At 59.1% G+C, this 13,021-nt stretch carries 16 protein-coding genes and 1 pseudogene; all 17 read right to left on the bottom strand.

Annotation, left to right across the window (positions count from 1 at the left end; translation table 11 throughout):
• Positions 1-9: 9 nt before the first annotated feature.
• Positions 10-1,464 (bottom strand): undecaprenyl-phosphate galactose phosphotransferase WbaP, encoded by a 1,455-nt coding sequence (gene wbaP / locus AFE_RS06435; RefSeq protein ID WP_012607039.1) that lies wholly within the window; start codon positions 1,462-1,464, stop codon positions 10-12.
• The gene (locus tag AFE_RS06430) at positions 1,461-1,931 is read right to left on the bottom strand and encodes a PIN domain-containing protein (protein ID WP_201763905.1); all 471 of its coding nucleotides are present in this window, start codon (positions 1,929-1,931) and stop codon (positions 1,461-1,463) included. Before AFE_RS06430 ends, wbaP begins: the two co-directional genes overlap by 4 nt.
• Positions 1,928-2,161 carry a type II toxin-antitoxin system Phd/YefM family antitoxin gene (locus AFE_RS06425; protein WP_041645783.1) on the bottom strand — a complete coding sequence of 78 codons (234 nt, stop codon included), beginning with the start codon at positions 2,159-2,161 and terminating at the stop codon, positions 1,928-1,930. The genes AFE_RS06430 and AFE_RS06425 overlap by 4 nt, the downstream gene beginning before the upstream one ends.
• A gap of 128 nt (positions 2,162-2,289) precedes the next feature.
• Entirely contained in the window at positions 2,290-2,643 is a 354-nt protein-coding gene (locus tag AFE_RS06420; RefSeq protein ID WP_012607037.1) for a DUF5615 family PIN-like protein, read from the bottom strand.
• Positions 2,640-2,867 (bottom strand): DUF433 domain-containing protein, encoded by a 228-nt coding sequence (locus tag AFE_RS06415; protein ID WP_012607036.1) that lies wholly within the window; start codon positions 2,865-2,867, stop codon positions 2,640-2,642. Before AFE_RS06415 ends, AFE_RS06420 begins: the two co-directional genes overlap by 4 nt.
• 143 nt (positions 2,868-3,010) lie before the next feature.
• Positions 3,011-4,453 (bottom strand): mannose-1-phosphate guanylyltransferase/mannose-6-phosphate isomerase, encoded by a 1,443-nt coding sequence (locus AFE_RS06410; RefSeq protein WP_012607035.1) that lies wholly within the window; start codon positions 4,451-4,453, stop codon positions 3,011-3,013.
• Positions 4,454-4,510: 57 nt separating this feature from the next.
• Entirely contained in the window at positions 4,511-5,926 is a 1,416-nt protein-coding gene (gene iscB / locus AFE_RS06405; RefSeq protein WP_012607034.1) for an RNA-guided endonuclease IscB, read from the bottom strand.
• A 320-nt stretch (positions 5,927-6,246) separates the two neighbouring features.
• Positions 6,247-6,687, bottom strand: a complete 441-nt coding sequence (locus AFE_RS06400; RefSeq protein ID WP_012607030.1) for a HEPN domain-containing protein — start codon at positions 6,685-6,687, stop codon at positions 6,247-6,249.
• Positions 6,677-7,081, bottom strand: a complete 405-nt coding sequence (locus AFE_RS15360; RefSeq protein ID WP_012607033.1) for a nucleotidyltransferase domain-containing protein — start codon at positions 7,079-7,081, stop codon at positions 6,677-6,679. Before AFE_RS15360 ends, AFE_RS06400 begins: the two co-directional genes overlap by 11 nt.
• A 156-nt stretch (positions 7,082-7,237) precedes the next feature.
• Entirely contained in the window at positions 7,238-7,666 is a 429-nt protein-coding gene (locus AFE_RS06390; RefSeq protein WP_012607032.1) for a type II toxin-antitoxin system VapC family toxin, read from the bottom strand.
• Positions 7,663-7,911, bottom strand: a complete 249-nt coding sequence (locus AFE_RS06385; RefSeq protein WP_148208620.1) for a FitA-like ribbon-helix-helix domain-containing protein — start codon at positions 7,909-7,911, stop codon at positions 7,663-7,665. The genes AFE_RS06390 and AFE_RS06385 overlap by 4 nt, the downstream gene beginning before the upstream one ends.
• A gap of 150 nt (positions 7,912-8,061) precedes the next feature.
• On the bottom strand, positions 8,062-8,502 hold the full coding sequence (locus AFE_RS06380) for a HEPN domain-containing protein (RefSeq protein WP_012607030.1): 441 nt from the start codon (positions 8,500-8,502) through the stop codon (positions 8,062-8,064).
• Entirely contained in the window at positions 8,492-8,896 is a 405-nt protein-coding gene (locus AFE_RS06375; RefSeq protein ID WP_012607029.1) for a nucleotidyltransferase domain-containing protein, read from the bottom strand. The genes AFE_RS06380 and AFE_RS06375 overlap by 11 nt, the downstream gene beginning before the upstream one ends.
• A gap of 385 nt (positions 8,897-9,281) precedes the next feature.
• Positions 9,282-10,433: a glycosyltransferase family 4 protein gene (locus AFE_RS06365; protein WP_012607027.1), complete on the bottom strand. Its 1,152-nt coding sequence runs from the start codon at positions 10,431-10,433 to the stop codon at positions 9,282-9,284.
• Positions 10,434-10,516: 83 nt separating this feature from the next.
• Positions 10,517-10,639: pseudogene (locus AFE_RS17070) on the bottom strand (sugar phosphate nucleotidyltransferase); the annotation flags it as partial.
• On the bottom strand, positions 10,636-11,754 hold the full coding sequence (locus AFE_RS06355) for a glycosyltransferase family 4 protein (protein ID WP_158303822.1): 1,119 nt from the start codon (positions 11,752-11,754) through the stop codon (positions 10,636-10,638). The gene AFE_RS06355 and the pseudogene AFE_RS17070, both read right to left, overlap by 4 nt.
• 115 nt (positions 11,755-11,869) lie before the next feature.
• Entirely contained in the window at positions 11,870-13,018 is a 1,149-nt protein-coding gene (locus AFE_RS06350; protein ID WP_012607025.1) for a glycosyltransferase family 4 protein, read from the bottom strand.
• Positions 13,019-13,021 lie beyond the last annotated feature (3 nt).

Genomic DNA, 13,021 nt, shown 5'->3' with positions numbered 1-13,021 from the left:
GTCACGGAATCAATATGCCCCGTCCCGGAGCAACACCACCTTGACGGTGCGCAGGAGGATGACGATGTCATACCACAGGGACCAGTTCTTCACGTACCAGGCATCCAGAGAGGCGCGTTCGGTGAAGGTGGTCTCAGAGCGACCGCTGGTCTGCCACAGGCCGGTGATTCCGGGGCGTACCTGGCGATAGAGGGCAAAACCGTTGCCGTAGCACTCCAGCTCCCGGTCCAGCAGAGGACGCGGGCCCACCAAACTCATTTCGCCCCGGAGCACGTTGAACAATTGGGGGAGTTCATCCAGGCTGGTGCGGCGCAGGAACCGCCCGATGTGGGTCACGCGGGGGTCATCACGCAACTTGAAATTGCGCTGATACTCGGCGTGCAACTCGGGGTGGCTGGTAAGATATTGCCGCAGACGGCTTTCGGCATCGATGACCATGCTGCGGAACTTGTAACAGGGGAAGGGTTGCCCACCCCGCCCTACCCGTTCCTGCACAAAAAACACCGGCCCGCCATCGTCCCGGCGAATCCGCCACGCCAGAAAGAGCAGCAGGGGCGACAGGAGCAGCACCAGAATGCTGGCCGCCACCAGATCAAAGGCGCGTTTGATGATCCGCGGCCCGGGGCGGGCGAGGTTGTCCCGCGCCCGCAGCATGAATATCTCGTGGCTGAAAAAGTGCAAAGTTTCTAGCCCGAAAATGGGCAGGCCTCGCAAAGGGGGTGCGATGGTCAGGTCGGGATAGCGCATGCCGAGATTCCACACCAGGTTTTCCATGGTCTGCCACTGATCCATTTCCAGCGCCAGCACCACATGGGGGTTACCCAGCGCCGCCATGGTCTGCAGCGGGTCCGCCCCCAGCGGAACGCGGGGCACATCCGCAGGAATGGCGCAGTGTACGGCATCCAATTCCGAGGGCACCAACACCGCCTGCAGCCGGTAGCCGAGCAGCGGCTCGCTGGCAAAGGCCCGCGCCGCCTCTGCGGCATTGGCGCCGCACCCCAGCAGCGCATAAGGGCGCTGCCAGCCGCGGCGGCGGGAGATGAACCAGTGTATGGCCATCCGCAACAGGGGCAGCAGGATCAGCGCCAGCACCCAGGTACTGAACAGCCACAGCCGCGACAATGGCAGCCTGCCGGAAAAGGCGAAAGCCGCATTGAGGACAGCCAGGACGGAGATGACCTGGATGACTTCCCCCAGCTCGTCCCAAAAAGCCTTCTGACGCGCGTAATGCCCCCGGTAATAAAACCAGAGCAAGGCGGTACAGCTCATGAGCGGGAAGAGGAGCAGGTTGGCGGAGTACGCCTCCCCCCACCAATGCAACAGGACCCAAACCACATCCTGTCCGTAATACAGGGCATGGGCGATACGGCCGAACCAAAAAGCGACCGCCAGCGCCAGGGCATCGCCGCCGAAAAGCAGCAGGGAGGGCCAGGAAGACCTTGAGTTGCCGCGCTTTTTTTTCATTTTTCCTGCCGACCGATGCCCAGAATACCGCCGAGCAGCGGCGCATGGGGCGTGGCAAAGGGATTGACCACGGTCACGCCACGCCAGGTGAAGCCTGGCTGCAAATCCTCGCTGAGCAGGAGGCGACAGCGGCTTTCCGCAGCTACCGACAGGATCAAAGCGTCCCAGACCTGCAGACCATGATCCACGGAAAGATCCAGCGCAGATTGAAAAGCCGCCCAGGTGGAATCGACGACCTCGAAGTTATCCGCCCAGCCCAGGATGGCCTCCCTGGCGGCGGCGGCATCGCGTTTGGCTTTGCCGCTCATCACCCGATACAACTCGCCCAAGGCTTGCGCCGGAAGCAAAATCCCTTCAGCGGGCAACCGTTCCATCAATGCGATGGCTGCGGTGCAACGCGCATCGTCGCCAACGCCCTCCGCATAGGCCAGGATATTGGTGTCCAGCGCGACCCGCAGGGCCGTCACTCGTACAACTCCTCCCGCGACCAATCGCGCGCCCCCGTCCTCTCTTGCGCGCGCAAGCGGACCAGCAACCGGGCCTTTGCCGCGCTGCGCCGGGCGTGATCGGCGCTGGCGGGGGCGATGGTCGCCACCGGCCTGCCTCTGGATACCACGGTGAAGGTTTCGCCTTGACTTACCTCGCGCAAGACGCTGGAAAACTGGCGGTTGGCATCTGCGGCAGTCACCGTTCTCATAACCACACCTCATAGAATAGGTTTCGGCACTACTTTGTGAACAGAGAAATGCGCTGTCAACGGCGCCACGCCCCGCCATCACGGCGCTACCCGTGCATAGCGATCATCGATGCGCACGATAAGCGGCTTCACTGATGGATGAGAATCTCAGCTTTAGAAAACTCCACGAACTGCGCCGCCAGGAAAGCATTATGAACTAGGCCCATATGTTTTTGCCAAATGCTGAAAAGGTCTTCATTGGTAATATTTCCAGTAGCCACCAGCAATAATCGCCGCGGACGGCCAGACACGAAGAAACTCTGCACAAAATCATCGTCCTTCGTCACTAGAACGCGATCATCTCGATCAGCAATGGCTATTAGATCAGCATCTGGAGTGCGGTTGCCTAACGGTAATTCCAATGTATGTTTAGCATCATAGCCCTGCTTCATAAGCCAGAGTGACAATCGTCTCGGTAATTGCGCATCAACTAAAAATTTCATGAAACCAATCGATCAACTCTTTTTATCTGCGCCAATCGCGCAGCATAATCAAGAGACGCGAGGATATCCGCACGCTCCAGATCTTCATAGTCAGCTAGGATTTCCTCTATGGACATGCCGCTTGCCAACCATTCCAGAATATCTTCTATAGGATAACGTAAACCGCGAATGCAGGGCTTGCCATGGCAAATAGATGGATCAATCGTAATGCGCTTATCAAGCATGCTCACACCTCCAGTTATTCCCTATGCCGAGCATATGGGCGCTCATGTGTTGATTATGCGACTGCAAATCGCCTGTCGCAAGCTGCAGCCTCCCCGATGAAATTAGTACGGATGCGGATACCCAGAAATACAGCGCCCCGCCATCACGGCGCTACCCGCCCATAGCGATCATCGAAGCGCACGATATCGTCCTCGCCCAGATACTCGCCGCTTTGCACCTCGATCATGACCAGGTCGATGACGCCGGGGTTGAGCAGACGGTGGGGGGTGCCGACGGGGATATAGGTGGACTCGTTGGTCTGGACCAGGTGATCCGCGCCGCCGTTGACGATCTTGGCGGTGCCCGAGACCACGATCCAGTGTTCACTGCGGTGGTAATGCATCTGCAAAGAGAGCGCCGCGCCCGGTTTGACCAGAATGCGCTTGATCTTGAAGCGGGAGCCCTCCTCCAGCACCGTGTAAGTACCCCAGGGTCGGTGGACGGTGCGGTGCAGATTGCAGGCATCGTGACCGCGGTGTCGGAGTTCGGCGACGATCCGCTTCACATCCTGATCGCGGTCCTTGCGGGCGACGAGGAGCGCGTCGGGTGTATCCACCACGATCAGATCCTCTACGCCCAGCAGGGCGGTCAGGCGGTCCGCGCTATGGACGATGCAGTGTTGCGCATCCTCCAGCACGCTTTCCCCCAACACCCGGTTACCGCTGCCATCCTCGGGGATCAGGGCGCCGAAAGACGTCCATGAGCCGATGTCGCTCCAGCCAAAATCGCCTGGCACTACCGCCACCCGTTCGGCGTGCTCCATGACGGCATAATCCACCGATATATCCGTCACTTGCGCGAATGCCGGCGTCAGTTCACGGAAATCCGTCTCGCAGCGCCCCTCGCTCCAGGCGGCGCGGGTGTCCTCGCTGACCTGCGGCTGGTGGCGCGCAAGGGCGGATAAAAACGCATCCGCGCGGAAGCAGAACATGCCGCTGTTCCAGGTATAATCCCCTTGGGCTAGAAAAGCCGCAGCCGTAGCCGCATCGGGCTTTTCCACAAAGCGGCGCACCGCAAAACCCAGTATGTCACCGCTCCGGGTCAGGGCTTCCCCACTTTCGATGTAACCATAACCGGTCTCCGGCCAGGCGGGGGTGATACCGAAGGTCACCAGATAGCCTTCTTCGGCAAGACGCCGCGCCCGCGCGACGGCGGTGGCAAAGGCGGCCTGATCCTGCACCAGATGATCGGCGGGGAGCACCAGCAGGGTGGCTTCTGGCCCGACCAGGGCTTCCGCCTGCAGGGCGGCGGCGGCGATGGCCGGTGCCGTGTTGCGACCCACCGGCTCCAGCAGGAAAAATGCCTCCCGCTCCGCCGCTCCGGGCACCTGCGCATAGACGTCCCGGTTCTGGAAGTAATACTCCCGGTTGGTCACGGTGAGGAAACGGGTCACCTCCGGCAGGGCCAGCGCCCGGTGCAGGGTCTTTTGCAGCAGCGTCTCGCCATCGGGCAATCGCAGGAAGGGTTTGGGATGGCTTTGGCGCGACAGGGGCCAGAGCCGCGTGCCGGCACCACCGGAGAGGATGACGGGGATCAGGGGGTTCATTCCACAACTTCTCCCGCCACTCGCCGCAAATCGGCCTCGGCCATCATCCGCACCAGTTCATCCATTTGCGCGGGAAACCCCGGGGTTCAGCCCGGGGAGGGATAGCGCGGCGGCGTGAGCCGCCCTCATTCCCGCTTCTCCTTGTGTCGATGCTATCTTGGTCCACGAATATCCATACCCGTCTGCGCACTGAATTCGTGTGCAGAAGCGATGATGAATGCCTTGCACCAGCCCTGTTGCGGTCTGAATGTTAAAACTACCGCTGGCGCGGATGGCGACGCGGCCCAGGTATGTACCTACTTTCTTGCCTTTGGTCACTACCGCCTTCACCATGTCCCCGGTCTGGAACCCAAAGGCGCTTTTGCTTCTGGTCAGATATCCGCGCGGAAATCCGTGCCTTGTCAGGCGCGTGCGCTGATAGCTGCCGCGTCCCGTCGCTTTGATACTAAGTACAGACTGATTCCAATGCTCTATCGTATCCACATGCCCAACGCAGGCGGCATCGAGACAATGTTCTTTCGGCACCTGCAACCGATGACGATTCCACTTCGTCCGTCCACCGCTGGCGACTTCGACGGGTAAATTCGTCGCCTTGAGCCGTTGGAACAATGCCCAGCGGGTGCTGTTGACTGCGGCCGCATCGCGCAATGGTGCTTTGGCCTGGGCCAGTATCTTGCGGATACGCTCCGGAAACTTCGCCAGAAACTGCTCTATAGGCATATTGCCTTTGGCCTGGTTGCAGTCATGACAGGCGATGGTGAGATTGCTCACCCGATCGCTGCCGCCTTTACTGCGGGGGTGGATGTGGTCGATTTCGAGCGGCGTATGCTCCGCCCCGCAATAGGCACATTCCCGTCCCCATTTCTCCAGCAAATATTCCCGCACCTCATACCCGAACAGGGTGCCCTGCTGGTACTCCGTTCCGGAGATTTCAGGATTTTGCATGGTCTGGTTATCGAAACGCACCAGCTCCTGAGACAGCGCCGTCACCGGCGCCAGACGCATCAACCTGTTTACCCAGGCCAGCACCGTATCCACCCGATGTTGTAAAGACGGCGCCAGCCAGTCTTCCGACTTCGTCCGATTGTCAAAGCGGGCGGGGCGATACCGCAACTGCCCACGCCGCCGCCGGCGAAACGCGCCCCGGCTGGCAAGGGCGTCGCGGATCGCTTGGCCCCGATGCTTCAGTTCCAGCAGCATGAGGATGGTGATGGCGCGGAGGACTTCGCCCGTAGAAACATCCACCGTCTCTTTCTCCCGCACTAGCGCGAGCCCCGTGGTCTTGCTGCCGGGGTCGAGCTTCAGACGCAAAGGTTGCAATACGGAATCCGCTTGCAACCTGTCCACCAGCCGGATCGTGAAGGGCACCATGCGATGCACCCGTGCGCGCCCGCGCTCCAGCAGCAACCGCGCCCGTTTCTCCGAGCACGGCATCAGCGGTCGCTTCCTTCGGTCCAGTACAAATACGGCCACTTTCTCTCCTATGTCCTTACGGACCTGTCAGTGCTTACGCACCTGGTAACTCTGACCTTGCGGTCAATATCCCCTCGGGGCGGATGGATACCGGCTCCTGCTGTTTCCAGCAGCGGCTGAAACCTTCGGCGTTTTACCTTTCGCCAGCACGATCCCAACCTTGCAGAGCAGTGGACTGAGGAAGCATCCACTGGTGCGTCTGAGCGACCCGTATCCAACGTCTGCCGGATTACTCCGGCCCCCTGGTCAACCCAACCTGCGTACCTCCTTGCAAGCTCCGGACTTCAGTCCGGGGTAGTTGACCAAAACTCACCTCACGCTCAGTGGGGAGATTCAGTCAGTTCAGGAATCGTGACGCCCAACTCTTTGGCCCAACCGGCCAACAAGTGTACAGTTCCCGATGCTGTGGCATAGCCGTCTTCTGCATCTCGCCTGCCAAATATCTGCCTTATGCTCGCGCCTTCCGGCAGAGATTCCGGATAACGCGTCAGAATATAAAATTTATCCAGCCGGATGGGTTCCATATCGTCGAGCTGACTATCCTGGGGCAGATTAGTCATCAACTTCGCAATGGAGTGCGTGGTTATTGCTTTGCCGTCGGCGGCCATAACGCCTTTCATGGCTTTTTCCACGGACTGTTGCGCATAAAAACAGGACTGAGCATAAGATCCATTATCCAATAGCGTTTTAGAGGCTTTTAGCTCATCAAATGCTGCATCAAACCACTGTCTGCTGCGATCCAGTCGTGTCTCATCGCTCATAAATCACCTCGTTATTCCTGAGGCATTCCCGCTGTATCCCATTGCATCCTCGCATTTCCTTCTTCCATTCCGATTCCGTCCAAACGATGATATCGCAACCGAAAGGCATCCCGGTCTGAGCGACCGCCTCCATAGCCATCTGCTGTCTTTTTAGCCAAGGAACGCCATCCAGTCCAGGGCCGCTGACAATCAAAAGGTCTATGTCCGAATCTTCGGTGGCAGTGCGGCGCGCTACCGAGCCAAAGACCCAAATAGTATCTGGATCAAACAAATCGATGAGAGATGGCAAAAGCTTTTCTCTGGCGATCTGCAGGTAATCCTCAGACAATTGTCGACAGGCAGCGAGACGATCCGCCTTCATCTTTTGAAGCACCACTTCAGTTGCAGTGCTCATGAGTGCCCCCTTTCGAAATGCATCAGCGCAACTGATCAAGCAATGGCCATGTATCGTCGGCCAGCAGCCAACGCAGATTCGCGGCTTTTTCGCGACCGGCCGGGCGGCAGAACCTGGGGGTTGGCGGCGAGAATCATGCCACCCATTCCCCTGGTCTCATGTCTCTGTCTGCCAGGGGTTCGCGACCGAAAGATCTTCAATCCATGCAAAATCACGTTCATTGCGTGTGGCCAGCGTCAAACCATGGGTCAGGGCGATGGCTGCAATCTGTGCATCTTCGACACTGATAGGGCGCCCAAGGCGGGTACGCGATGCCACAATGCCTGCGTAACAGGTTGCCGCTTGCTCGTCGAAAGGCAGGCAACGCCCGACAAATTCTTCAGAAAACATCGCTCTGGCTGCCACTTGCAGCCCCAGTTTGCGCTGTCCATCCGGCAACAAGGCAACACCCAGTTCAACTTCGGCACGGCTGATGGCACAGACCCATACCTGCTCAGCCGCTTGTGCATCAAGCCACGCCACGACCTGAAGGGACGGGGCCGGGCGCATGAACTCGGACAAGACGTTGGTATCCAGCAAAATCATGCAGGCATATCCCAGTTCGGCGGGGTACGTGGGAGTGATCTCGCGGGGATAGGCAACTGGGTCGCCACGGCCTGAAAGCGACTTGCCAAACGCTGGCCCAAACCCGTGTCGGGAGCAGGCCTGGACAAGGCTTGGCGCAAAATACTGCGCACCTCTTCCTCCATGGAATGCCCATGGCGCGCGGCTTGCATCCGAAGCATAGATTTCAGACCATCATCAAGATTACGAATCGTCAAAGACGCCATGTGAACCTCATTCAGCATTGATGGCAATGATCTCATTGTAATCATTACCCTCTGGCGAGGCAATGATAAGCACAGCGCGGTTACTCCGCCACTCGCCGCAGATCCGCCTCAGCCATCATCCGCACCAGGGCATCAAAGCTCGCCTCACGCTCAGTGGGGAGATTCAGTCAGTTCAGGAATCGTGACGCCCAACTCTTTGGCCCAACCGGCCAACAAGTGTACAGTTCCCGATGCTGTGGCATAGCCGTCTTCTGCATCTCGCCTGCCAAATATCTGCCTTATGCTCGCGCCTTCCGGCAGAGATTCCGGATAACGCGTCAGAATATAAAATTTATCCAGCCGGATGGGTTCCATATCGTCGAGCTGACTATCCTGGGGCAGATTAGTCATCAACTTCGCAATGGAGTGCGTGGTTATTGCTTTGCCGTCGGCGGCCATAACGCCTTTCATGGCTTTTTCCACGGACTGTTGCGCATAAAAACAGGACTGAGCATAAGATCCATTATCCAATAGCGTTTTAGAGGCTTTTAGCTCATCAAATGCTGCATCAAACCACTGTCTGCTGCGATCCAGTCGTGTCTCATCGCTCATAAATCACCTCGTTATTCCTGAGGCATTCCCGCTGTATCCCATTGCATCCTCGCATTTCCTTCTTCCATTCCGATTCCGTCCAAACGATGATATCGCAACCGAAAGGCATCCCGGTCTGAGTCACCGCCTCCATAGCCATCTGCTGTCTTTTTAGCCAAGGAACGCCATCCAGTCCAGGGCCGCTGACAATCAAAAGGTCTATGTCCGAATCTTCGGTGGCAGTGCGGCGCGCTACCGAGCCAAAGACCCAAATAGTATCTGGATCAAACAAATCGATGAGAGATGGCAAAAGCTTTTCTCTGGCGATCTGCAGGTAATCCTCAGACAATTGTCGACAGACAGCGAGACGATCCGCCTTCATCTTTTGAAGCACCACTTCAGTTGCAGTGCTCATGAGCGCCCCCTTTCGAAATGCTTCAGCACAACCAGCAATGGCAGAAAGTGTATCACCGGTCGGCAGCCAACGCATTCACTCTGGCGGGGCAATGATACGGGTGTGCCAGGGCGAGACGTTTTTGGTCTTTCGATAGTTCGCGCTGGTCGAACGTTTTTCCTTGGCCGCCTTGGTGCGCTGTCGCGCCATCTGACGCTGATAGCGTTAGTCTGGCGCACCTTCTTCTCCATGCGCTCTTTCTGGATGGGGTTGAAGTCGAAGATTTCCCCATGGTTGCCCGCCAACGGGATCTCCACCCCCCCCACCCCCCCCCGATCGCGGCCAAATGTCCTAGCCGCCTGCACATACCGGCCGACGAAGCCGTTGGCGCCGGTAAGCAAAAGTGTCATGCGTCCTCCCGAAATGCTGCCCACTCCCGCCCAACGAAGGCGGTGAACTTCGCGCGGAAGCGCTCCGGGGCGAAGCGCAGGGCGTTTTCGCGGCAGGCTTCTGGGGTGATGGCCGCACCCGCTTCCTCGAAGCGCTCCACGGCGGCGATGATGGCCGCGGCGGATTGTTTGTAAAAGAATACGCCGGTGGGTGTGGGGGACGACCCGGCGCGCTCCGCCTCCGGCAGGGGGATGATGGTCTCCAGCGCCCCGCCCTTGCCAAAGGCGATGACGGGCGTCCCGCAGGCCTGGGCCTCCAGGGGGGCGATGCCGAAGTCCTCCTCCGCCGCGAACACGAAGGCCCGCGCCCGTTGCAGGTGGTCGCGCAGGACCTCCGCGCCCGCAAAGCCCAGCAATTGCACGTTCGGCCCCGCCTTGTCGCGGACTTTGGCGAAATCCGGCCCATCCCCGATCACCACCAGACGCTTGTCCGGCATGGCGCTGAAGGCCTCGACGATCAGGTCCACCTTCTTGTAAGGGACCATGCGCGAGGCGGTGACGTAGAAATCTTCCTTGTCCCGGTACATGGGAAAATCCGCCACATCCACCGGCGGATAGATGACGCTGGACTCCCGCCGGTACACCTTGCGGATGCGCCGGGCGATGTAGTGGGAAATGGCGATGAAGCAGTCCACGCCATTGGCCGTGCGGACATCCCACAGACGAACATAATGCAGGATCAACTTCGCCACCCAGCCCTTGACGCCCCGCACCAGTCCCGCCTCCCGCAGATACTGATGCTGCAGGTCCCAGGCATAGCGGATGGGGGAATAGCACATGCACAGATGCAACTGATCCGGCCCGGTCAGCACACCCTTGGCCACCGCATGGCTGCTGGACAAAACCAGGTCATAAGCGGAGAGGTCGAACTGCTCCACGGCCAGGGGCATGAGGGGCAGATAGCCCCGGTATTTCTTGCGCGCCCTGGGCAGGCGCTGGATAAAAGACGTGATGACCGGCTTATTGCGGATGAATGCGCGCTGACCGGTCGGCAAAAAATCCACCAAGCTGAAGAGATCTGCGTCGGGATAACATGTGAGCATCTGCTCCAAGACCCGTTCCGCTCCGGCGTAAACCACCAGCCAGTCATGCACAATAGCGATGCGCATCAGTCTTCCGCAGCCTCCGCAAGCACCTGCCAGGTCTGTTCGTCGCTTTTATCCCAGTCAAACTGTCCGAACTGCTGCCGGATCTTTTGCAGTAGCCTCTCGCCATCGGGCAATCGCAGGAAGGGTTTGGGATGGCTCTGGCGCGACAGGGGCCAGAGCCGCGTGCCGGCACCACCGGAGAGGATGACGGGGATCAGCGGATTCATACAGACCGTCGTCTTGGCGAAGAAACTTCGGTAATGACGCTGTTGACACCATCAATCATCGCAGGTATGGAAAAATACTCCTGCGCTTTTTTATACCCGGAAGCACCCAGTCGTTCACACAACGCCGGATCATTTCGTAGCCGCTCGATCTGTGCCCGAAGGGCTAAACCATCTCCTGGCGGGTAAAGTAGGCCAGTATCACCGTCTTCAATGATTTCCAACACTCCGCCCGCCGCGCTCGCCACCACTGGACGCCGGGCCAGCATACCCTCGACAATGACCCGGCCAAAAGGCTCAGGATTCACCGAACTGTGGACTACGACATCAACCGCCCGCATCAGTCGAGGTATGTCATTACGAAACCCCAAAAAACGTACTCGTTCACGGAGGTCCTCTCGTTCGGCACGTTTATGCAATACATGCACAAAATCCGTTTCCCCGAAAAGCGCATCGCCTACAAAAACGGCGCATACCCCTGGCAAACTGCAAAGCGCTTCAAGAACCACATGCTGCCCCTTCCACGGAGCCAGACGCCCGAATACCCCGATCAAAAAGCTGTTGTCCAAAGGCCTCAACTCAGCACGCGCCAGAACCGCCTCATGAGCGGTAATACCATCAAAAGGCTTCGGATCGATGCCGTTGTGTATCACGCGCACCAGTTTGCGACGCCCCCCCGCAGCGACGAAAGCCTCGCCGGTGGCGTGGGAATTCACAATGACTGCAGAAGCACGCGCATTTGCCACCGTGACAGCTACCCGGCGCATGGTCGGACTGAAGTGTTCCGCACTCAGAATGTCGCGCAGATGCCATATTAATGGCTTACGGGCTGTGATGCAGACCAGCGCGCTCACCACCATGGCCTTTTGCGAATTGGCGTACATGACGTCTGCATTTTTTGCCAATCCTTGCAAACGCCAGGTGATGCGCACCAGCTGCGTCAGAGAGCCAAAGGCTTCGCGCCAGCCCGAATCTTTGTGTATCTTCGAAAGCCCGTTGCCTGTAGGGTCCAACACATCGACCGTCACACCCGCCTGTTTCAGCCGTTCTCGCAACAGACCGTCCTTGAACAACGCCACGCGAATTTGAAAAGGTAACAGTCTGGCGATATCCAGCAACGACAGTTCACCACCACCCAGTACGCAAGCTTGATTCACAAAGAGCACCCGCGGCGTATGCGGCCCTGATGTAACAGCAACTCCCGTCGGCAAAACTTCGGCCTTCAGTCCTGTCTCAGTCATTTTGCAGAGCCTCCTCGTAAACCGCGCGCACTTGTATCGCAATGTTTGGCCAGTCATAGCGCTCTCGCGCGAACGCGCGGCAGGCATCCGTATCGGGCAGCGCCATGTCGCCCCGCAAGGCGGCCGAGAGTCCTTCGGTCAATGCCCTTGGGCCGGTGGAGGGCAGCACCAAGTTGGCCGAGAGATCGCGCACCACTTCGGGCAAGCCCCCAACCGGCGTTACCAGGGTCGGGGTGCCCGCCGCCAGCGACTCGGCAGCGATCAATCCGAAACCTTCCAGCGCCACCGTTGGCACCACCGTGATATCCGCCGCCCGGTAGGCCAGCAGCAAAGCCTCGTCGGATAGGTAGCCGAGCAGGCGCACATGGTCGGTGAGACCCAAGTGCTCAATGCGCGCCGTCAACTCACCCTGCAAAGGGCCACGCCCGCCAATGAGCAACAGAACATCCGGCACACGGCGGCGCACTTCCACCATAGCCTCGATCAGGTCTTCCAGCCCCATGCGCCGCACCAGGCGGCGCACGGCGAAAACGATCGGGCGATCCTGCGGCCAGCCCAGCCGCTCGCGCGCCACGGCAGGATCGGGAACCCCCTCAAAACGCCCCGCATCGACTCCGCCCGGCACAATCCGAACCCGCGCCGGATCAACTCCATAGCGTTCCACCAGCAGCGTAGCAAAGGCCTGGGACAAACAAATCAGCCGCCGCGCGCGCCGATACACCGCCGTTTCGATGGATCGCTTGATGATGCGCGCCGCCCCTCGCCCACCCTCCACCGCGCCTTCATCCGCCCACGGGCCTTGAAAATGGACCACCAGAGGTACCTTGATCTGCCGCAAGACAGGGTAAGTATAGAAGGCGAAATGGGAAACCACGAGTTGCGGGCGAAAGTTCGCGGTCATGGTCGCCATCTCGCGGCGCACCCCCTGCCAGCGCTGCCACAAAGGCGCGTTGGCTGGCGCGAAGGCGCGCACCTGGCCACCGCTTTGTTCAGCAACAGCGGCGCTGCCCGCCACCAGCCCTACGCACTCCACGCCGACATCAGGCAGATGTCGCATCAGTTCGAAATGTACGCGGCTCAGACCGCCAGGATACTCACTGAATGCATTCATACCCAATTGCAAGGTTCTTAACCTGTCCATTTC

Origin of the sequence: Acidithiobacillus ferrooxidans ATCC 23270 (assembly GCF_000021485.1) — a bacterium.
Lineage (GTDB): Bacteria > Pseudomonadota > Gammaproteobacteria > Acidithiobacillales > Acidithiobacillaceae > Acidithiobacillus > Acidithiobacillus ferrooxidans.
The sequence above is the reverse complement of the archived record's forward strand: the minus strand, read 5'-3'. Positions and strand labels throughout refer to the sequence as shown.